This is a genomic window from Winogradskyella litorisediminis (assembly GCF_042675765.1).
GTDB classification, from domain to species: Bacteria; Bacteroidota; Bacteroidia; order Flavobacteriales; family Flavobacteriaceae; genus Winogradskyella; species Winogradskyella litorisediminis.
On the sequence record NZ_JBHTJL010000009.1, the window covers coordinates 1210842 to 1231449 of the forward strand.

Annotated in this window: 18 protein-coding genes; 7 read left to right on the forward strand and 11 right to left on the reverse strand. The window is 34.0% G+C overall.

What is annotated here, in order from left to right; translation table 11 throughout:
- Positions 1 to 37 precede the first annotated feature (37 nt).
- The 3 genes from accD to tamL all read right to left on the reverse strand — a co-directional run bounded on the left by accD (position 38) and on the right by tamL (position 4878).
- Entirely contained in the window at positions 38 to 895 is an 858-nt protein-coding gene (gene accD, locus ACFQ1Q_RS07760) for an acetyl-CoA carboxylase, carboxyltransferase subunit beta (RefSeq protein ID WP_386129626.1), read from the reverse strand.
- Positions 896 to 1132: 237 nt separating this feature from the next.
- The gene (gene fbaA, locus ACFQ1Q_RS07765) at positions 1133 to 2200 is read right to left on the reverse strand and encodes a class II fructose-bisphosphate aldolase (protein ID WP_386129628.1); all 1068 of its coding nucleotides are present in this window, start codon (positions 2198 to 2200) and stop codon (positions 1133 to 1135) included.
- Between the two features lie 113 nt (positions 2201 to 2313).
- Positions 2314 to 4878, reverse strand: coding sequence for a translocation and assembly module lipoprotein TamL (gene tamL, locus ACFQ1Q_RS07770; RefSeq protein ID WP_386129630.1), 2565 nt, complete (start codon positions 4876 to 4878; stop codon positions 2314 to 2316).
- Between the two features lie 109 nt (positions 4879 to 4987).
- Here tamL and ACFQ1Q_RS07775 point away from each other — a divergent pair, with 109 nt between their 5' ends.
- Entirely contained in the window at positions 4988 to 5716 is a 729-nt protein-coding gene (locus ACFQ1Q_RS07775) for a TrmH family RNA methyltransferase (RefSeq protein ID WP_386129632.1), read from the forward strand.
- On the opposite strand, the gene porT is transcribed toward ACFQ1Q_RS07775, so the two are convergent.
- Both porT and ubiE read right to left on the reverse strand, forming a co-directional pair.
- Positions 5709 to 6422: a type IX secretion/gliding motility protein PorT/SprT gene (gene porT, locus ACFQ1Q_RS07780; protein WP_386129634.1), complete on the reverse strand. Its 714-nt coding sequence runs from the start codon at positions 6420 to 6422 to the stop codon at positions 5709 to 5711. The genes ACFQ1Q_RS07775 and porT overlap by 8 nt on opposite strands.
- Before the next feature lies 1 nt (position 6423).
- Complete coding sequence (gene ubiE, locus ACFQ1Q_RS07785) at positions 6424 to 7155, reverse strand: bifunctional demethylmenaquinone methyltransferase/2-methoxy-6-polyprenyl-1,4-benzoquinol methylase UbiE (RefSeq protein WP_386129636.1); 732 nt, start codon at positions 7153 to 7155, stop codon at positions 6424 to 6426.
- 137 nt (positions 7156 to 7292) lie between these two features.
- Here ubiE and trkA point away from each other — a divergent pair, with 137 nt between their 5' ends.
- From trkA to ACFQ1Q_RS07805, 4 genes are all read left to right on the forward strand, one after another.
- Positions 7293 to 8642, forward strand: coding sequence for a Trk system potassium transporter TrkA (gene trkA, locus ACFQ1Q_RS07790; protein ID WP_386129638.1), 1350 nt, complete (start codon positions 7293 to 7295; stop codon positions 8640 to 8642).
- A gap of 22 nt (positions 8643 to 8664) precedes the next feature.
- A complete protein-coding gene (locus ACFQ1Q_RS07795; RefSeq protein WP_386130204.1) occupies positions 8665 to 10158 on the forward strand; it encodes a TrkH family potassium uptake protein in 1494 nt (497 codons plus the stop codon).
- A 210-nt stretch (positions 10159 to 10368) separates the two neighbouring features.
- Positions 10369 to 10620, forward strand: coding sequence for a hypothetical protein (locus ACFQ1Q_RS07800; RefSeq protein ID WP_386129640.1), 252 nt, complete (start codon positions 10369 to 10371; stop codon positions 10618 to 10620).
- A gap of 89 nt (positions 10621 to 10709) precedes the next feature.
- Positions 10710 to 10967: a hypothetical protein gene (locus ACFQ1Q_RS07805; protein WP_386129642.1), complete on the forward strand. Its 258-nt coding sequence runs from the start codon at positions 10710 to 10712 to the stop codon at positions 10965 to 10967.
- 80 nt (positions 10968 to 11047) lie between these two features.
- On the opposite strand, the gene ACFQ1Q_RS07810 is transcribed toward ACFQ1Q_RS07805, so the two are convergent.
- Positions 11048 to 12229, reverse strand: a complete 1182-nt coding sequence (locus ACFQ1Q_RS07810; protein WP_386129644.1) for a pyridoxal phosphate-dependent aminotransferase — start codon at positions 12227 to 12229, stop codon at positions 11048 to 11050.
- Between the two features lie 29 nt (positions 12230 to 12258).
- Positions 12259 to 13362: a fatty acid desaturase family protein gene (locus ACFQ1Q_RS07815; protein ID WP_386129646.1), complete on the reverse strand. Its 1104-nt coding sequence runs from the start codon at positions 13360 to 13362 to the stop codon at positions 12259 to 12261.
- 141 nt (positions 13363 to 13503) lie between these two features.
- Here ACFQ1Q_RS07815 and rsmG point away from each other — a divergent pair, with 141 nt between their 5' ends.
- Positions 13504 to 14130: a 16S rRNA (guanine(527)-N(7))-methyltransferase RsmG gene (gene rsmG, locus ACFQ1Q_RS07820; RefSeq protein ID WP_386129648.1), complete on the forward strand. Its 627-nt coding sequence runs from the start codon at positions 13504 to 13506 to the stop codon at positions 14128 to 14130.
- Positions 14131 to 14177: 47 nt separating this feature from the next.
- On the opposite strand, the gene ACFQ1Q_RS07825 is transcribed toward rsmG, so the two are convergent.
- A complete protein-coding gene (locus tag ACFQ1Q_RS07825) occupies positions 14178 to 15890 on the reverse strand; it encodes a T9SS type A sorting domain-containing protein (protein WP_386129649.1) in 1713 nt (570 codons plus the stop codon).
- Between the two features lie 101 nt (positions 15891 to 15991).
- Positions 15992 to 17617: an L-glutamate gamma-semialdehyde dehydrogenase gene (gene pruA / locus ACFQ1Q_RS07830; RefSeq protein ID WP_386129651.1), complete on the reverse strand. Its 1626-nt coding sequence runs from the start codon at positions 17615 to 17617 to the stop codon at positions 15992 to 15994.
- Between the two features lie 154 nt (positions 17618 to 17771).
- Here pruA and ACFQ1Q_RS07835 point away from each other — a divergent pair, with 154 nt between their 5' ends.
- Positions 17772 to 18779: a DUF6695 family protein gene (locus ACFQ1Q_RS07835; RefSeq protein ID WP_386129653.1), complete on the forward strand. Its 1008-nt coding sequence runs from the start codon at positions 17772 to 17774 to the stop codon at positions 18777 to 18779.
- Here the strand turns inward: ACFQ1Q_RS07835 and apaG are convergent.
- Both apaG and ACFQ1Q_RS07845 read right to left on the reverse strand, forming a co-directional pair.
- Positions 18776 to 19162, reverse strand: coding sequence for a Co2+/Mg2+ efflux protein ApaG (gene apaG / locus ACFQ1Q_RS07840; RefSeq protein WP_386129655.1), 387 nt, complete (start codon positions 19160 to 19162; stop codon positions 18776 to 18778). The genes ACFQ1Q_RS07835 and apaG overlap by 4 nt on opposite strands.
- Before the next feature lie 58 nt (positions 19163 to 19220).
- Positions 19221 to 20597 (reverse strand): pyridoxal phosphate-dependent decarboxylase family protein, encoded by a 1377-nt coding sequence (locus ACFQ1Q_RS07845; RefSeq protein ID WP_386129657.1) that lies wholly within the window; start codon positions 20595 to 20597, stop codon positions 19221 to 19223.
- Positions 20598 to 20608: the final 11 nt, after the last annotated feature.

A 20608-nucleotide genomic window follows, 5' to 3' on the forward strand; every position in this document is an offset into this window, starting at 1 on the left:
TTTAAATAAAAAAAGCGAGCCAACTGGCTCGCTTTTTTTATGCTCTCAAAGGCTGATTCTGTACCAAATCTATATACAGATTCACTTTGTTTTTCAGGTCTTTTCGGTGTGTAATAAAATCTAAGAAACCGTGTTCTAATAAAAATTCTGAAGTTTGGAAGCCTTCTGGTAATTCTTTACCAGTAGTATCTCTAACAACACGTGGACCAGCAAAACCAATTAAGGCACCAGGTTCAGAAATATTTATGTCTCCTAGCATGGCAAATGATGCAGTTGTACCACCAGTTGTTGGGTCGGTACATAGTGAAATATAAGGAATACCAGCATCTGCTAATTGTGCCAATTTTGCTGAGGTTTTGGCTAATTGCATAAGCGATAAAGCTGCTTCCATCATACGTGCACCACCAGATTTGCTAATCATCATAAAAGGTATTTTTTTCTTTAAAGCGTAATCTGCGGCACGTGTAATTTTTTCGCCTACAACACTTCCCATTGAACCGCCAATAAAAGAGAAATCCATACAAGCAATAACAAGGTCTTTGCCTTTAGATTTTCCTACGGCTGTACGTACAGCATCTTTTAATTTTGTTTTTTCTTGCGCCGCTTTTAATCGGTCTGGATATTTTTTAGTGTCTTCAAATTTTAATGGGTCTTTTGAGGTAAGACCTGCATCTAATTCTTTGAATTTGTTGTCGTCAAATAATATTTCAAAATATTCTTTACTACCAATCCTTACGTGGTATCCATCTTCTGGACTTACGTAATAATTTTTAGCAAGTTCTTTAGTTTCTACAATCTTTCCTGTTGGTGATTTGTACCAAAGACCTTTAGGGGTGTCTTTTTTTTCTTCAGTTGAGGTCTGAATACCTTTATCTTTTCTTTTAAACCAAGCCATATTTATATTACGGTTTTTAATCCTTCGATTACTCTTAGGGCAAGTTTATGATTTTAGATTGACTCTAAAGTAATAATTAGTTAGTCTCAAAATAATTTCAGCATACAAAATTAGGCATTTTATAATAACTGTTCAACATTTGATTTATAATGCTGATGTTGAAGCTTGTAAATTAAAAAATCCTATTTCAACGTATTGCGAAACAGGATTTTATATTTTAGAATAATTACTTCTAGTTTATAAAGTATCTACATTATTTAAATCTTCGAACGCTTTCTTTAAACGCTCTACAAAAGATACCTCACCTTTGCGTAACCAAACACGTGGGTCGTAATATTTTTTGTTTGGAGAATCTGGTCCGTCAGGACTTCCAATTTGTGTTTTTAAATAGGCTTCTTTTTCACCCATATAATCTCTCACACCAGACATAAATGCATATTGCATATCGGTATCGATATTCATTTTTATAACACCGTAACCAATAGCTTCTCTAATTTCTTCGAGTGTAGAACCAGAACCACCATGAAATACAAAATCAATATAATTATGTGGTTTATTGTATTTTTCTGAGATATGCTCTTGTGAGTTTTTTAAAATTTTTGGTGTCAATTTTACATTACCTGGTTTGTAAACGCCATGAACGTTACCAAATGCCGCAGCAATAGTAAATTGGTCACTCACTTTACTCAACTCTTCATATGCGTATGCAACCTCTTCTGGCTGTGTATATAATTTAGATTCATCCACGTCACTATTGTCAACGCCATCTTCTTCACCGCCAGTAATTCCTAATTCTATCTCTAGCGTCATGTTCATTTTGCTCATGCGCTCCAAATATTTTTTACAGATTTCAATATTTTCTTCAAGAGGTTCTTCACTTAAATCTATCATATGAGAACTGTAAAGTGATTTTCCTGTTTCGGCAAAATGTGCTTCACTGGCATCTAGTAAACCATCAATCCATGGTAATAATTTTTTTGCGCAATGGTCTGTATGTAAAATTACAGGTACACCATAAGCTTCTGCCATTAAGTGAACATGTTTTGCACCCGTGATACTACCTGCGATAGCTGCTTTTTGATCCTCATTACTTAAGCCTTTACCAGCATTAAACTGTGCGCCACCGTTAGAAAATTGAATGATTACAGGAGAGTTTAATGCCTTTGCGGTTTCTAAAACACCATTAATAGTGTTAGAACCGATTACATTTACGGCAGGCAAAGCAAACCCTTTTTCTTTAGCAAGTTTAAAAATTTCTTGAACTTCGTATCCTGTAGCTACGCCAGGTTTTATTGAATGACTCATTGGTTTTTTTGTAAAATTAGTAAGTCCAAAAATAAGAAATTACAGCATTGTTAATGTTGAAAAAACCGTTAATTCTTAAAATTAATACGAAAACGATGTAGAATAAAATGGCTTTAAAATGGATAGTTGATACCAATATTATAGGTGGCATTACTGAAATTGTAGTTGGTAAACCAGCGGTTTTCCATAGACAATGATGGGTCATAGGTTTTAAAACCAATATCACCTCTAAGTACAAAAAATGTAAAATCATATCTGATACCAAAACCACTACCAACAGCGATATCTCTAAGCGATTTTAAATTTGTAAACGTTGATTCTGGGTCGTCTTCAACGTTTCCAAAGGCATTCCAAATATTACCGGCATCAACAAAGAGTGCGCCGTCAAAGCTGCCAAATAAATTAAAACGCTGCTCTAAACTAAAATGAAGTTTAAGGTTGGCTTCGTTAAATTCATTAGTATTTGTAGAACGTCCAGGTCCTAAGTTGTAAGCTGTCCAAGCACGATTATCATTAGGACCACCACCAAAGAAACTTTCTACAAACGGGATGTTACTAGAATTACCAAACGGAATAGCTACCCCAAAATAGCCTCTAAAAGCTAGAACACGTTTGCGACCAGTCTGGCCAAAATATTTAACGTAATCTAATTCGGTTTTTAAAAATTGTGAGAAAGGTACGTCGAGTATTTCGTAACGACCGTCTGCGTTTTTGTCTAAGCCAGAAAGACTAGAAACTCCAGACAAAATATTTCCTGCTAATTCAAAATGAGTTTTAAATCTCGTAAAATTATTATCGGCAAGGTCAGTTCTGGTATCTAAAATATAATCGAAACTCGAAGAAACAATAAGGTTATCTTCTGTCAATCGGTCTTGACGTTGATTAATGGTATTTACGTCCACAAAACTTTCATCGGCTGGAGTTAAACTTGTGTTTCCGTTTAATACATCAGCAATAAATGTATCAGCTGGTGCGTAATCTGCTGGTGGATTAAATAAGTTTTCGTTTGGGCCAATATAGCCAATATTTCTAGCTATATCATTTAATCGATTAAAGGAATTAGAATAGACACCAAAATAATTATTAATGTTTAAGTTTTTTACGTATTGAATATTAAAAAGCTCTAGATTATTCGTCGTACGCTCAGATGGTAACCAGTTATAGGCAAATATGCTTGATAAGGTTTGTCTGTCTAAACCAATATTTTGTTGACTAGTAGCAGCTAAGTTTATTCGTGTTCGTGGAGACATGGATTTTGGAATAATATTATCCGTATTCATAGGAAAAAATATTCTTGGAATAGTCAAACCGACAGAACCACCAAATTCATTAATATCAAAGAAGGCATCATCATCGTCATTAGCATCTTTTGAAGCACCAATTGAGCCTAATATAGAGAAGTCTAGGGTTTCTGCACCTCTAAAAATATTTCTGATTTTTAAACCAGAACTAAATGCAAATCCTACGGTTTGAATATTGCTTTGAGACACATCGAAAGAAAAGCCTAAATCGTATTTTTTTCTAGGTGATAAATAAATGTTTGCAACTAAAGTACTGTCTGTTTCGTTGGGAACAAACTCTACGCCAGGATATCTAAACATTTGCAATTGATTAAGATAGCGAGATGTCCTCGTGCGGTCTATATCTCTATATATGTCTCCTTTATGAAGAAAAACCGCATCAGTAAGTGCTTTTGGTCTATATTTTAATTTATCGTAACTGTAAAGATTAAAATCATTATATGTGGTACTATCTTTAATGGTGGCGCCTTCAATTCTATTTTCGTTACTGGCGTCAGTATAAATGTTAACCTCTTTAATTTTATATATTTTGAAAGGTTTTATATCGACAGAATCTTCATATCTAATGACGCGGTTGTCAATAAATAATTCGGCATTAAAGGTGTTCTTTGTTTTAAACGTATCAATTTCAAATCGCACGTAATCTTGTCCAAAAAAGTAAACACCATTATTTCGCATTAGGGTGTTGATTCGAGACCGTTCTTTAGTAAAGTCATCTTCCTCGTACTGTTGACCTTCTTTTACAAAGGACTTTGATTTGTGAGCTTGGTAAATAGAGTCAATTACTGGTGTACGAATTGTAGTGCTCAACGTATCTAAATAGCTTGGTTCATTTTTGGTAACTTTATAAGTCACTTGTGCACGTTTGTTTGAGTCTCTAGCTATTTCAAATTCTACATCGTTATACAAAAAACCTCGTTTAAAAAAATAGGAACGTAGTCTACTTTTTGTTTTTTCTGTTCTGTCTTCACTAAGAATTGTTGGTGGTTCACCTACACGTTTTAGCCAAGAATTAAAACCAAGCATGGATGATTTAAGCTTGTCTAATTGCTTTTGAGACAATCTCTTTACTAAGCGCTCTCTTCTATTGCCTTTATCTAACCAAGCTTCAAAAATAGAATCTCTGTTTGGGCGAGCTAAATTGTAAACATGAAGGTTTAAAGGAAAAAAACCAATACCTGAGTTTGGTTTTTGTAAAGGAATATTATCTACTCTCGCTTCATTATTTTCTTCACCATCAATTAAAATGGTGTTTTCCGTTAGTAGATGTTCGCCATCTTTAACTCGCTTTACAGCATTACATGAAAACAAAAAAATTAACATACCAACAAAAAAGGCAATTCTAAAAACGTAAAAATTTAATTTCCGTGCTACCAATTTTAGCTGTTTAAAAGTTGTTATAAATGTAAGATGCCATTTGCATTATGCAAATATTAGTCCAAAAAAGCATTAATTTGTTCTACGTAACAAAAGTAAAGACATTTTAATGTTATCAAAGACTCAAATAAAATTAATTAAAAGTTTAGCCCAGAAAAAATATAGGCAGCAACATGGCTTATTTACGGTTGAAGGTATAAAAGGGATTACGGAGTTTGTAAATTCTTCATTTCAACTTTACAAAATTTTTACTACTGAATCTGTTTTTGATGTAAAGAGTGATGAATTTGAAATTATTTCAGAAAGTGATTTAAAAAAAATATCACAGCTTAAAAATCCGAATACAGCTTTGGCAGTATTTAAAATTCCCGAAGTTAAAACGATTGAAAAACCGGCCTTAATTGTGGCTTTAGATGACGTGCGCGACCCAGGAAATTTAGGCACGATAATAAGGTTGTGCGATTGGTTTGGGGTTAAAGATTTGGTGTGTAGTAACGCTACTGTAGATTGTTACAATAGCAAAGTAGTGCAGGCCACAATGGGATCATTAACTCGAGTTAACATTAATTATGTCGATTTAAAATTATTTCTTTTAGAAAGCAATACAGAAGTTTTTGGAACCTTTATGGAAGGTGAAAACATCTACAAAAAGCAGTTACCAAAAGACGGTATATTGATTTTAGGAAACGAAGCTAATGGCATATCTAAAAAGGTTGAGCAAATAGTAAATCAACGTTTAGCTATTCCAAGATTTGGAAATTTAAAAGCTACAGAAAGCCTTAATGTTGCAATGGCAACATCGATTTGTTTAAGTGAATTTAAACGAAAAACTATCTAAACGTAAAATTGATAAAAACACCGCGAGTTTTCATTGATGTTATGTTTCCGGTCCACGGACTATTTGGGTCTACATCTCTAATGATTTCATCATTAATGGCAAATACACCTCGGATTGAAGGCGTAAATTTAAAATAAAGAAGGTACAAATCAATACCAAAACCAATTTCGTAAAAGTAGTTATTAGAGGTCATTCTAAACTGGCCAGCGCTATTGTCATCAGGATTTTGCTCATTACTTGCTAAGTTTAAGGCTGTAGAAATACCTCCAACAATAAACGGGCGAATATTATTAATTCGGTTTGTAGAAAATTTTAATAAAAGCGGTAAATGAATGTATGTTGACTTTGTTTCTCTAACCAAATCAGAAGGATTAAAACTTTGTCCAGCAAAATAACTTTCGTCGTACCTAAGATTTCTGGTTGTAAAATATACACCAGGTTCAAATCGTAAATTAAGATGGTTGTTAATTCTTAAATCGCCTACCAATCCTACTTGAAAACCAGTAGTGTTGTCAACAAGAATATCTTCCAAATCACGTTCGTATTCAAATTTAAAGTCATAGCTGTTAAACCCTAAAAAGTAACCATAAGACAATATTTTTTTGTCCATATTCTCAAGGTTAATTACTTTTTTCTTGGTAAATAATTGCCCGAAACTAAGGTTGCAACTAAGTAAAACAACAAAAACAATAAGTATTTTTTTCATATTAAGCCTTCGATGAGGTATAGATGGTTGCTACACCAAACGTTTGTGGTTTGTCTTCGACATTAATAAACCCAATTTCTCTTAAAATATTGTTTAATTCTTCACCAAAAGGAAAAACTGAGGCAGATTCGCTTAAATATTTATAAGCACTTTTATCTTTAGAAAACGTCTTGCCAATAGTAGGCAAAATAAATTTAGAATACAATCTATAGCCTTGTCTAAAAGGCGTTTTGGTAGGGACAGATGTTTCTAGAATAACAAAAATACCGCCAGGTTTTAGTACTCTTAAGATTTCGGCTAAGCCTTTTTTAAGATTCATGAAATTTCTAACTCCAAAGGCAACGGTTATAGCGTCAAACGTATTATCTTCAAAAGGTAAATCTTCAGAATCTCCAATAACCATTTTTATGATGCCGTCTAATGATTTCGACTTTATTTTTTTGCGGCCAACCTCAAGCATACCGTCGCTAATGTCTAAACCGATGATTTCTTTTGCAGAAGTTTCGGTTAGACTAATAGCTAAATCTCCAGTGCCAGTGGCGATGTCTAAAATGTTTTCTGGTTGAGTCTCCGCTACTAGTTTTACAACTTTGTTTCGCCATTTAATGTCAATTCCAAAAGAGATTACACGGTTAAGACCATCGTATTCTTCAGAAATAGTATCAAACATTTTAGTCACTTGCTCTTTTTTGTCAAGCTCACTGTCTTTGTATGGTTTAACGTTTTTAGACATCGAATTTATTTTTTGCAAATATACGTATTACTTAAATGTTTAAGTTTATTATTAAAATGAAACTTAAATATAACTATCACTTTGATTAAGGCGCGTAACTTCTTATTATATTTGTATATCTTTTCAAAAACATATAAATGAAAATTATTATTGCTGGTGCTGGTGAAGTCGGTTTCCATTTAGCAAAACTACTTTCTTTTGAGTCCCAAGAGATTACGTTATTAGATAATAAAAAGGATAGTTTGGCGTATGCTGGAGAAAATCTAGATATAAAAACCATTAAAGGTGACGCCACGTCTATTGCTACATTAAAAGAAAGCCGAATTGAAGAATCATCTCTTTTTATAGCAGTTACATCTTCTGAAACTACTAATATTACGGCCTGTGTTTTAGCAAAACAATTAGGTGCGAAACGCACCATTGCTAGAATTTCTAATACCGAATTTATTGATAATAAAGATGAGGTTGGGTTTTCGAAATTTGGAATTGATGAATTAATTTCTCCTGAATCTTTAGCTGCTTCAGAAATTGAATTACTTCTTAACCAGTACGGTTTTAATGATACTTATGAGTTTGAAGAAGGAAAACTAACCATGCTAGGTTTACGTTTATCGCGTACGGCGTCTTTTGTGGGCAAAACCGTAAAACAAGCTGCTGAGTTATATTCCGAATTACACTTTATACCAATTGCGATACAACGTTTTGGTACACAATATACCATTATACCGAGAGGTGATACCATTTTTAAAGAAGGTGACCAAGTCGTTTTTATTACCTCAAAGGGTGGTGATGAAGAGTTGTTTCAATTATCAGGAAAGGTTAAAGCCGAAATCAAAGATGTTATGATTTTAGGTGGAAGTAAAATAGGCTACAAAACTGCACGAGATTTATGTAAAAGTAAATTCAATGTTAAACTTGTTGAAAGTAAAAAAAGTATTGCCGAAGATTTAGCAGATGAACTTCCTGAAGCACTTGTAATTTGTGGCGATGGTAGAAATGTAGATATTTTAGAGGAGGAAAGTATTTCTGATATGGATGCTTTTATCTCTGTGACAGGAAATTCAGAAACCAATATCATGTCTTGTCTTTTGGCCAAGTCAAAGGGTGTAAGGAAGACTATTGCCTTAGTGGAAAATATGGATTATTACCAACTATCCCAGTCCATAGGGATTGATACTTTGATAAACAAAAAGTTACTAGCTGCAAACACAATTTTTAGATATATCCGTAAAGGAGAAGTAGTGGCAATGACCAAATTAACAAACATGAATGCGGAGCTTTTAGAGTTTGTGGTAAAACCAAATTCAAAAATCACCAATAAAAAAATTAAAGATGTTGATTTTCCTAGGTCAGCCATTTTTGGTGGTGTCATTAGAAACGAAGAAGGATTAATTCCATTAGGAGATTTCAAAATTGCTGAAGGAGATAGAGTTGTTGTATGTTGTTTACCTCGTTCTATTGCCGAAGTCGAAAAGTTTTTTGCTTAAATAGATTGGCATTATGGCAAGAATGAAACTCAACTATAAAATTATTTTTCACTTTTTAGGTTTATTACTGCTATTTAATGGTGGTTTTATGGCTTTGGCTACACTTATTAGCTTTATTTATGATGATGGTGTTACCGTTGAGCTTTTATTATCATCTGGTGTTGTTGCCTTGCTTGGTGGTTTGGTTATGGCTTATACCCGTAACCACGTTAAAGAAATGAATAAACGAGAAGGTTACATAGTTGTAGCTTTTGGTTGGATAGTAATGTCACTTTCTGGCGCTATACCTTACATGATTACTGAGGCTATACCATCGTTTACAAATGCTTTTTTCGAAACCATGTCTGGTTATACAACTACAGGTGCTACTATATTAAATGATATTGAAGTTGTGCCAAAAGGTGTTTTATTTTGGCGTAGCATGACCCATTGGATTGGTGGTATGGGAATCATCGTATTAGCTATTGCAATTTTACCTTTATTGGGTATTGGTGGTATGCAGCTTTTTGCGGCAGAAGCTCCAGGACCTGGAGGCGACAAACTACATCCACGTATTACCGATACAGCAAAACGCCTCTGGTTAATTTACGTTGGTTACACAATAGCTGAAACGATTTTGCTTCAAGTGGCAGGTATGAGTTTCTTTGACGCTATAAATCACGCGCTAAGTACTTTGTCCACAGGTGGGTTTTCAACTAAAAATGCAAGTATTGCATATTGGAATGACAATCCGCTAATTCAATATATCATTATTACTTTTATGTTTTTAGCAGGAACAAATTTTGTTCTTAGTTATTTTGCATTTAAAGGAAAAGTACAGAAAGTTATAAAGGATGAAGAGTTTAGACTGTATTTTAAATTCATATTTGTTTTTACTGTCATTGCCGCTTTGATTATCTATTTTAATGCGGATGTATCGCAATCATCTATTGAACATCCGATGGTTCTTGGAGAGTTTGAAAGTGCTGTACGTCACTCTTTGTTTCAAGTATTGGCCATAGTCACAACTACAGGATTTGTAACTGCTGATTATACACTGTGGACACCATTTTTAACCGTTTTCTTTTTTGGGCTTATGTTTTTAGGAGGTTCTGCAGGAAGTACATCTGGTGGAATCAAAGTGGTTCGTCATTTGGTTTTAATTAAAAACGGATTTTTAGAGTTTAAGCGTGCATTACATCCTAATGCTATATTGCCTGTACGTTACAATACCAAATCAGTACCAAAAGATATCGTATTTAACATACTTGGTTTTTTTATCACTTATATGATATTTTTTATTATTGGTGCTTTGGTGTTTTCAATGTTTCAACTCGATTTTGCTTCATCAATAGGTCTGGCAGCTTCAAGCTTAGGAAATGTCGGACCAGCTTTGGGCGACTTTGGACCAGTAAATAATTATGCTGCATTACCAGATTTAGGAAAATGGTGGGCATCCTTTTTAATGCTTTTGGGGCGATTAGAATTATTTACAGTACTTATTTTATTGACGCCTTTCTTCTGGCGAAACCGATAAAAATTCATCATATTTTTAAATAAAATAAAATTTTTTTGTCTTTTTTAATTTTTATCTAGCCTATATATTTACTGATATTTCAATATGTTGATGGTTGAATTTTAATGGTTTATGTTTTTAATTGTTGTAACAAATTTAATTGATAGACGTCTTATTTGTATAACCAACATGTGCTGAACTCGTTTCAGTATCATATAAAAAACATCAATCATGGAATTAGTAGTAAACACATTTGAAACAGAACCATTACCCGAATCCAAAACATCGTTTGACTTTACAAACGAACCTTTGTTAAATTCTAACTATAAAGCAGCGGCAAGACAGAATCTAATCAACTCTAAAAAACCGTCTGTTTACGGAATGAGAAATCGACTAAAATTTAAACAATTTAATAGCGTAAATGCTATTGGTGTCGCACTTAAACTATCAGTATTTATTATTGCAGTAACTATGATTTTTTAGAATATAAGACACATAATATTGTATTGAAAAAGCGCTTCATTCTATTGAATGAGGCGCTTTTTCATTTTTAACTTTTAAATTTAAATATTATGTCTATCCAAGCAATGAATACCGCAATTAATAACAATAGAAAACTCTTGCCTAAACGTGATAAACTTAAAAATAGACTTGGTGGATACGACCCAACTAAAAAAACAGAGTATAATCTCCCAAAAGCATCGTCTAAGCAATTACGAGACCTTAGAAAGCGCTTGCAACTTGAAACTAAAATTTGGTGGATAAAGGCGATTTCTTTGACTTCTGTACTATTCGGTATTATGGTGTATTTTTTTCTGAAATACGCCTAAAGATTTATTTGTTTTAAGACGAAAAAAATCCTTTTAGATAAATTTCTAAAAGGTTTTTTATATTTGAATTGTAAGTAAACCTATAAAGCCGCTTTTATACGCTTTACAGCCTCAATAATCTGCTCTTGAGATGCAGCATAAGAAATGCGGATACAATTAGGATTTCCAAAAGCGTCGCCAGTTACTGTTGCTACGTTGGCATTTTCTAATAGATACATTGCAAAATCAGATGCATTGCTTATCAATGTGCCGTTTAAAGTTTTTCCGAAGTAAAATGAAATATCTGGAAATACATAAAATGCACCTTCGGGTTCGTTAGTTGAAAAGCCTTCGATGTCTGCCAATAATCCTAATATAAGTTTACGACGCTCTTTAAACTCGTCGACCATATATTGTACTTTATCAGGGCTCGCCTCCAAAGCAGCAATAACAGCACGTTGAGCTATACAATTGGCACCACTTGTGACTTGACCTTGCATTTTGTTGCAAGCGCGCGCAATTTCTGTTGGAGCGCCAATAAAGCCGATTCGCCAACCTGTCATAGCAAAAGCTTTAGATACGCCGTTTACAGTTATCGTGCGGTTGTACATATCATCAAATTGCGCTATGCTAAAATGACCTCCAATAAAGTTTATGTGTTCGTAGATTTCATCTGAAACCACGTAAATATTTGGATGTTTTTGAAGCACATCTGCTAATGCTCTTAACTCATCTTTGCTATAAACAGAACCACTTGGATTACAAGGAGAACTATACCAAATCATTTTTGTTTTTGGGGTAATAGCAGCTTCGAGTTGTGCTGGTGTCATTTTAAAATCATCATCTATCGATGTTTTGACTTCCACGGGTACACCACCATTTAATTTTACGATATCGGCATAACTTACCCAATACGGGCATGGAAGAATAACTTCATCTCCGTCATTGAGCATCACTGAAGCAACGTTGTATAAAGATTGTTTTGCACCAGTAGAAACTACAATTTGTTGTCTGTTGTAGTTAAGTTGATTATCACGTTTAAATTTGGTGATAATAGCATCTTTTAATTCGGCATAACCATCTACAGGTGTATAGCTATTGTAGTTGTCGTTTACCGCTTTTATAGCAGCATTTTTAACAAAATCTGGTGTGTTAAAGTCTGGTTCGCCAAGACTTAAGCCTATTATATCTTTTCCTTCTTCTCTTAGTTCTCTTGCTTTAGCAGCCATAGCTAAAGTGGCCGACGTTGATAGATTGTTTATTCTATCAGAAAGTGGATTCATGTAGTTAGTTGGTTAGTTGTGTTGTTATTTTAAGCAGGCACTGTAGGTTTTGTTCCCATTTCTTTTAAAAATTTGAAATGCGCTGCAATAGCCTTACGTGTTGTTTTATATTCTTTATACGGAAGGTTAAATTCCTTTGCTGTATCCTTTACAATCTGTGCAATTTTACCGTAATGTACATGACTAATATTTGGGAAAATATGATGTTCTACTTGATGATTTAATCCTCCAGTATACCAATTTATAAACCAATTTTTAGCGCCAAAATTAACCGTAGTTTTTAACTGGTGGATTGCCCAAGTGTTTTTCATTGTTCCGTCTTTTTCTGGCATTGGCATCTCGGCCTCATCCATAACATGTGCTAGTTGAAAAACGACACTTAAAATAAGACCTGCTACATAATGCATTATTAAAAATCCAATAAGCACTTCGTACCAAGCTAAATCTGTTAATACAATTGGGATAACAATCCACATGCTTACGTAAATTAATTTTGAGACTACCAATTTACTCCAATTTGCTACTGGATTTGGTAATTTACCGTAAGATAATTTACGTTTCATGTAGCGATACATTTGCTGAAAATCGGTTGTAATTGCCCAGTTTATGGTTAGTAATCCATATAGTAAAATTGAGTAATAGTGCTGGAACCTATGATGCTTTCTCCATTCCGAGTGTTCAGAAAAACGAAGAATTCTTCCTGCTTCTAAATCTTCATCATGCCCATGAATATTTGTATAAGTATGATGTAAAACGTTATGCTGTACTTTCCAGTTGTACACATTTCCAGCAAGAATGTAAATACTACTTCCCATTAAGCGGTTAACCCATTCTTTATTTGAAAACGAACCATGATTACCATCGTGCATAACATTCATGCCAACTCCAGCCATACCAATACCCATAACTATGGTTAGTAATATTTGAGCCCAAGTCGGTATATTAAGAGTTAACAGTAAAAAATATGGTGTTAAAAACAGTGCAAACATAACAATGGTTTTAATCCAAAGTTTGTAATTTCCTGTTCTTTTAATGTTGTTTTCTTTAAAATAAGTATTAACACGTTTGTTGAGTGTTCTGAAAAATTTTGCAGAATCAACTCGAGAAAAAGTAAGAGATTTTTGGGTATTCATAAATGATTTATTTTATACTTAACGGCCTGTATTATTATTAAGTATGTATGCCGTAAAGATAACTAATAATTGTTTTAGTAAAACGCGAATTCTGTTAATTAAAATCGTTTTAAAAATAACTATTTTTGCCAAAACGATAGCATGAAACTTATCTTAAAATATTTTCCTGATTTAACAGAAACTCAAATTCAGCAATTCGAAGCCTTATTGCCTTTGTATAAAGATTGGAATTCAAAAATTAATGTTATTTCTAGAAAAGATATTGATGAGTTATATCTTCGACATGTTTTACATTCATTATCTATTGCAAAAGTGATGCCGTTTACTGATGGGTCGTTAATTTTAGATGTTGGTACAGGTGGCGGTTTTCCTGGAGTGCCATTAGCCATATTGTTTCCTAATTGTAAATTTCATTTAGTAGACAGTATCAATAAAAAATTGAAAGTAATTAATGGTGTTGCGGAGAGTTTAGAACTTCAAAATATAAAAACAACACATAGTAGGGTAGAAGCCATTGATGAGCAATTCGATTTTATAGTAAGTCGCGCTGTAACAGCAATGCCAGAATTTACCAAATGGGTAAAAGGAAAGATTTTGAAGCGTCAACAAAACGAATTTAAAAACGGAATTTTGTATTTAAAAGGTGGCGATTTAACAGAAGAATTGAAGCAATATACAACTGTTAAAGAATTTCCTTTAACCGATTATTTTGAAGAAGACTTTTTTGAGACCAAAAAAGTGGTGTATTTACCATTAAAGCATAAATAAAAAGAGCTCCAAGATGGAGCTCTTTTTGTATTATTAAGGTTGTGAACCTATTTATTCACAATAAACTTCGTTGTAAAACGCGCTCCATTTTCGCCTTTAACATTCAAAATATAAAATCCTGAATTTAAATTAATAGGAATTTCGGTAATACCATTTAAATCAGCAAGTATTGTAAAAACTAATTTGCCTGAGTAATCAATAATTTGAACTGTTGCATTTTCATTTGTATTAGCTTGTAAAATCAAAATATCTGAAACAGGATTTTTTACAAGTTTAATTTCGTTAAAATCAAAATCATTTTCACCGAGTGTAGATTGTCTAATTTCGGATAAAACAAAAGCCGCGTTTGCAGAAGTAATTTCAACATGGTCTTCATTATCATCTGGTAAAAAGGTATTGTCAAAAGGAGTGTTGTTGGTTGTTGCACGACTTTCGGTCAAATCAATATCATGAAACCAATTTATATTATCAGCACCATTTCCTTCGTCTGTTATTTCTAAGGCTAAAGCACTCACTGTTGGTATAAAACTAAACTTGTCGATTGTTAAGTCATCTAAAAAATCTGCAGCCAAACCATCCATTGGTAATTCACCAGATAAGCCAGAAATATCAAATAATCCGCCAGGTGAGGCGTCAACACCATCAAAATTTAAAGTTCCCGAATTAGCTACAGAATTTACATTACCTACAAAAGGGACTGTGGTGTTAAACTCACTTACTAATTGGCTTGTGCCTGAAGCAGGAGTCATGTTTATAACTATGTCAACATCAATTGTAAAAAAACCAACACTTACTGGTATGGTAGTATTTACAATTTCAAAACCAGATATTACATCATTTCCTAATTTATCATGGTAAGGCGTACCTATTCCACTGCCATTTACTACTGAAACTTTTCTGACATTTTGAGGAAAATCTACAGTTGTAACGTTCCCATCGAGACTATTAATGTTTGCCTCAAATTGAGTTCGATATGGATGCGGTATCGGTAAAGTTAATGCAGGGTTAAATTCTACAGTACTTCCAATTAATAGGTGAGATTCAAAATGGTCTACCAATAATTGTCTTGCTGCTGGTGAATTTAATACATCATTGACTAATGGTTGTACGTCAGCAACAGGATTCAAATCATTAAAAGCCAAGTAATTAAACTGGTGTTGTAAGCCAATTGGTACGTTAGCGCCTAAATGCGGCGAGTCTAAAGAAATCCAAAGTCGTGTATCTGCATCAAGCATATTATTCTCCATATAATTCAAAGCATATCTACTAATCAAACCACCCATACTTGGACCAATAATAACGTTTTGTTCTGGTGAGTTCATTGCTTTTAGAGCATTGATATCTTCTATAAGTGCAACTAAAGTCAGAGCGTTACGCTCTATAAAATCTGCGCCACCGTCAACAGTGTTTCCAGCATTCATATAAGTTGGAAAATTGACTACGACAATGTCAAAGCCTTCAGCACGAAGTTCATCACCCAAATTTGTAAAGTTTGGATTGCCTGTGTAATCCAAAGAAGTGTAAAGCGCATCTATGTTTCTGGTGTCGCCAGGATCAAAACCATCAATTAAAAAAATCGGCTTATCTAAAGTGTTATCTGTGCTTAGATACACAAAATATTCAGCTTGTCCAGGAAATTCCGTTGCACCTGTATAACCAGTCAAATCAGCTACAAGGTCTGAAGTGATAACGGTAGGTGTAACTTGCGCAAAACAAAAAAGGGAAGATGCTAAGAAAATTAAAAAGTAGATTTTTTTCATTTTGGTAGTTATTAATGGATTAATAGGTGATAAAGATAACTAAAAACAAAAACCCTTTAACTTTCTTAGTTAAAGGGTTTTATTTATTAAGAATTATGTATTTATCCTAAAAACGGATATCTATAATCGGTAGGTGTTACAAACGTTTCTTTAATCAAACGAGGAGAAACCCAACGTAATAAATTTTGTGCAGAACCAGCTTTGTCATTTGTTCCAGAAGCTCTTGCGCCACCAAACGGTTGCTGACCAACAACCGCACCAGTTGGTTTGTCATTGATATAGAAGTTTCCTGCCGAATTTTGTAAGGCTCTAGTTGCTTCTTCCACTGCGTATCTGTCTCTTGAAAGTATTGCGCCAGTTAAAGCATATTCACTTGTTTCGTCAACCAATTTTAATGTTTCAGAGTAAGCATCATCTTCGTATATATAAATAGTAATTACCGGACCAAAAAGCTCCGTACACATTGTTGTGTATTTTGGGTCAGATGTTACGATAACTGTAGGTTCAATAAAATAGCCTTTTGATTTATCATAGTTTCCGCCAGCAATAATTTCGGCATTGTTATCGGCTTTAGCGTTATCAATATATTTGGCTAATTTATCAAAAGAGCCTTCGTGAATTACAGCAGTAATAAAGTTGCTCATATCTTCTGGAGAACCCATTTTGAAAGAGTTGATGTCTTCAATAAGGTAATCTTTCACATCATTCCAAATACCTTTTGGTATGTAAGCTCTTGAGGCTGCAGAACATTTTTGACCTTGAAATTCAAAAGCACCACGCGCAATAGCGGTAGCAACTTGTTTTGCATCTGCTGTTTTATGTGCTACGATAAAATCTTTCCCTCCAGTTTCTCCAACAATACGAGGATACGTTTTGTAGTTATGAATGTTGTTTCCAATCTGTTTCCATAACTCCTTAAATATGTGTGTAGAGCCTGTAAAGTGTAATCCTGAAAAATCTGAACTAGCCAATACGGTTTCTGTAATCATTACTGGGTCACCAAATACAACATTAATCACACCTGCAGGTACACCAGCTTCTTTAAACACATCCATAATTACTTTTGCTGAGTAAACTTGGCTGTCACTTGGCTTCCAAACTACTACATTACCCATTAACGCCATACATGCTGGTAAATTACCAGCAATAGCTGTAAAGTTAAAAGGTGTTACGGCATACGTAAAGCCTTCAAGCGGACGATACTCAACACGATTCCAAGCATCACTTGTACTTTCTGGTTGGTCCATGTATATGTCCGTCATAAACTGAACGTTAAAACGTAAAAAGTCAATTAACTCACAAGCCGCATCAATTTCAGCTTGGTGCACTGTTTTAGACTGTGCAATCATTGTAGCGGCATTAATTTTTGCGCGGTAAGGTCCAGCAATTAATTCAGCAGCTTTTAAAAAGATACCTGCACGTTGTTCCCATGGCATTTGAGACCATGATTTGCGAGCTTCTAATGCGGTAGAAATAGCTTCTTCTACATGATTTTTTTCTGCCAAATGGTACTCGCCAACAATATGTTTGTGGTCGTGTGGTGGAGACATTGTTCTGGTATTACCCGTTTTTATGTCTTTTCCGTTAATGTATAATGGAACTTCAACTTTACTGTTAAACATTGATTTGTATGCTGCTGCAACAGCTTCGCGTTCAGGAGAACCTGGAGCATAAGACTTCACTGGCTCATTAACCGCTACTGGTACATTAAAGAATCCGTTTGCCATAATTTTATTTTTTTGGTTTTGTTAATTTTGAAAGTGCAAAAGTACAATTTTTAAACCTTTTTTCTGAAAACCAACTCTTAATGAAAACTTAATTCTTAGTATATTTTTGTAAGTTGGTTCCTGTTAAAGAGACCATTAAACCATAAATTTATTCATGAATAAAAATGATGCTTTTATTTTAACCCTTGCATATCCAGAGACCATTGTTTCTCATGCTGAAGAATGGTACTCTAAATTTTTGAGATTTGCGTTTATTGGTAGCAAAAAACATGTTAGAGCTGGTCATGCCGCTCTAGTACTGATTGATAAAAAAACGGGTGTTTTAGAATATCACGATTTTGGGCGATACATCACGCCATCACCGATGGGTCGCGTTCGCGGAAGAGAAACAGATTTTGAATTAAATTTTCCTATTAAGGCTGAAATAAAAGATGATGTCATTACTAATCTCGAAGATATTCTAAAATTTTTAGCCACAAATCCCAAATTAACACACGGAGATGGTAATTTATTTGCGTCTGTGTGTAACGCTATTAATTACGATTTAGCCCGAAAACATATTACCGAAAGACAAAATGAAGGATTTATAAGATATGCTGCCTTTATTAAACGAGCATGTAATTGTGCACGTTTTGTGACTGACGCCTTAATAGCAGGTTTAACAGATGATGGTATCAAGAAAAAACTCATTAAGTCGAAATCTTTTACGCCAAGCACCATCGGAAATGTGGTAATTGCGGACACCGAAAATTTTGTCTACCGCGTAACTGACATAGGCGAAATATTTGAATTTACATCAACCGTCGCCAAAGAAAATAGACGTTTGTTTTTAGATGTCTTGAAAGGTTACAATCCAAGTTTAGTCGGAACTATCGAACCCAAGGAAAATGCTGAAAAGAAACCTCATGCGCAATGGCTTGGTGGCATTGCAGCTGGTGCATGGTTCGAGATTTACGATTTAGGTAAAAAAGACAAGTATCGATATCGTAGAATTTCACCATACGGAAATGTCGATTGTGATGGTGTTTATGAGGTTAATGATGAAGGTTTTGAAATAAATTCACCTTATCAATTTGTACATTATTCCAACTGCGGATTTTTTCATATCCAGCAAAATGAAACCACTTTTAGGTTTGATTATGTTGAAGATTACAAACCTTAATTCATCGAAAAAGGCGCACTCAATTTAAAAGAAGGAATGTAAACTTTAAATTGTTTTGAGTTCGAAAAGTTAACCATGTTGTAGTAGCCGTGCATGCTTCCAAACGGAGAAGCTAATAAACAGCCAGAATTATAAGTATGAGACTCGCCAGGTTGAAGTATTGGTTTTTTGCCAATAACGCCTTCGCCACGAACCACTTCAATATTATTTAAAGCATCTTTAATTTTCCAATAGCGCGAGTCTAGCTGAACAACATCTTTGCCTTGATTTTCTATGGTAATGGTGTAGGCAAAAGCATAATTCATTTTATAGTTTTTATAAAATGTGCCTTCAAAATTAGTTTCTACAGAAATTTTAATTCCGCTCGTAACTTGTTGTACCATTGCTTTTATTGTTCTTAACGAATATAGTGTATTTTTTATTTTTTGAAAAACAATTAAGTTAAGATACCTTATTTTTTAACAAATTATCTGCAACATAAGCCTCAATGGTTTCAAAGAAATTAATAATATCTTCTTTTTCTAAAACTGTATTTATGGTGACCATTCGCACAAATTCCGTGTTTCTAAAATTACCAAAACCTACCATTAATTTTGCGTCTTCATAAAGCGAAGTACACAATATATTTGCAGGAATGTCTTTGTAATTAAAACAAATAGAAATCGACTCGTCAAAACTATATAAGGTGTAATCTGGATGATTGGAAATATAGTCTCGGGCAAATTGCGCCAACTCAAACTGGTGGTCAATAATTTTTTCTAAGCCATTAGTGCCAACAGATTTCCAAAGTGTCCATAATTTAAGAGCATCGTTGCGTCTTCCGCATTGCAACGAGATTTTTCCGAGGTTAAAATCATCACCATCGGTTTGGTATAAATAATCGGCTTCGTTAGAAAAAGAATGGTGTAATTGCTCTTTGTGTTTGGTAATGATGATAGAACAACCTAAAGGTGTACCCAACATTTTGTGTGCATTCAAACTAAAAGAATCCGAATGTTCTAATCCATTAACCAAATGTTTGTAGCGCTCACTAAAAATAACACTTCCACAATAGGCGCCATCAACGTGCAACCAAAGGTTATATTTTTTGGTGACTTTGCTAATGCTTAATATATCATCAAACGCACCTAAAACGGTTGTTCCTGCTGTTGCATTTACAAAGAATGGTTTGTGACCAGCTTTGATATCTTCTTCGATAAGTTGATTTAAATGTTCGGCATTCATTTCGCCAAATTCGTTGGTTTTAACTTTACGAACATTGTTTTTGCCAACACCAGAAAACATAGCATTTTTTGCTATGGAATAATGCGAAGCATCAGAGGTGTAAAGTGTCATTTTCTGCTGCATACCTTCAGAACGAACCTCTGGAGATTTAAAATCTCGTGCCATCAACAGCGCCTTAAAATTGGTCATTGAGCCACCAGCAGCCAATGTGCCGCCACTATTTTTAGGATAGCTAGATAGCTTAATAATATTGTCTATAATTTCTTTTTCAATACCAACTTGCGGACCAGCAACTTTGTAAGTGTACATGCTATTATTTAACATAACGGCAAGTAAATCACCAAGTGTAGCTTTGCCAATTCGGCCACCAAACAACTGATTGAAAAAGGATTTTGAAGCTGTTTTTGGGGTGTGTTTGATAATTGATTTTAGCGTCTCGGTTAGAGTTTCATCAATAACTCCATCATTATTTAATGATAAATCTAATTGCTGAAATAATTCTAACGTCGGAATAGATTCCGCTACAGGATTTTTCTGTTCTTCTTCAATTAAAAAATCACATAAATTTGAAAATATTTGTAGGTCTTTTTGCATGTAAGTTTTTT

Coding starts and splice junctions, on each gene's coding strand:
- accD (WP_386129626.1), bottom strand. CDS start 895: ATGGCTTGGTTTAAAAGAAAAGATAAAGGTATTCAGACCTCAACTGAA.
- fbaA (WP_386129628.1), bottom strand. CDS start 2,200: ATGAGTCATTCAATAAAACCTGGCGTAGCTACAGGATACGAAGTTCAA.
- ACFQ1Q_RS07775 (WP_386129632.1), top strand. CDS start 4,988: ATGTTATCAAAGACTCAAATAAAATTAATTAAAAGTTTAGCCCAGAAA.
- porT (WP_386129634.1), bottom strand. CDS start 6,422: ATGAAAAAAATACTTATTGTTTTTGTTGTTTTACTTAGTTGCAACCTT.
- ubiE (WP_386129636.1), bottom strand. CDS start 7,155: ATGTCTAAAAACGTTAAACCATACAAAGACAGTGAGCTTGACAAAAAA.
- trkA (WP_386129638.1), top strand. CDS start 7,293: ATGAAAATTATTATTGCTGGTGCTGGTGAAGTCGGTTTCCATTTAGCA.
- ACFQ1Q_RS07795 (WP_386130204.1), top strand. CDS start 8,665: ATGAAACTCAACTATAAAATTATTTTTCACTTTTTAGGTTTATTACTG.
- ACFQ1Q_RS07800 (WP_386129640.1), top strand. CDS start 10,369: ATGGAATTAGTAGTAAACACATTTGAAACAGAACCATTACCCGAATCC.
- ACFQ1Q_RS07805 (WP_386129642.1), top strand. CDS start 10,710: ATGTCTATCCAAGCAATGAATACCGCAATTAATAACAATAGAAAACTC.
- ACFQ1Q_RS07810 (WP_386129644.1), bottom strand. CDS start 12,229: ATGAATCCACTTTCTGATAGAATAAACAATCTATCAACGTCGGCCACT.
- ACFQ1Q_RS07815 (WP_386129646.1), bottom strand. CDS start 13,362: ATGAATACCCAAAAATCTCTTACTTTTTCTCGAGTTGATTCTGCAAAA.
- rsmG (WP_386129648.1), top strand. CDS start 13,504: ATGAAACTTATCTTAAAATATTTTCCTGATTTAACAGAAACTCAAATT.
- ACFQ1Q_RS07825 (WP_386129649.1), bottom strand. CDS start 15,890: ATGAAAAAAATCTACTTTTTAATTTTCTTAGCATCTTCCCTTTTTTGT.
- pruA (WP_386129651.1), bottom strand. CDS start 17,617: ATGGCAAACGGATTCTTTAATGTACCAGTAGCGGTTAATGAGCCAGTG.
- ACFQ1Q_RS07835 (WP_386129653.1), top strand. CDS start 17,772: ATGAATAAAAATGATGCTTTTATTTTAACCCTTGCATATCCAGAGACC.
- apaG (WP_386129655.1), bottom strand. CDS start 19,162: ATGGTACAACAAGTTACGAGCGGAATTAAAATTTCTGTAGAAACTAAT.
- ACFQ1Q_RS07845 (WP_386129657.1), bottom strand. CDS start 20,597: ATGCAAAAAGACCTACAAATATTTTCAAATTTATGTGATTTTTTAATT.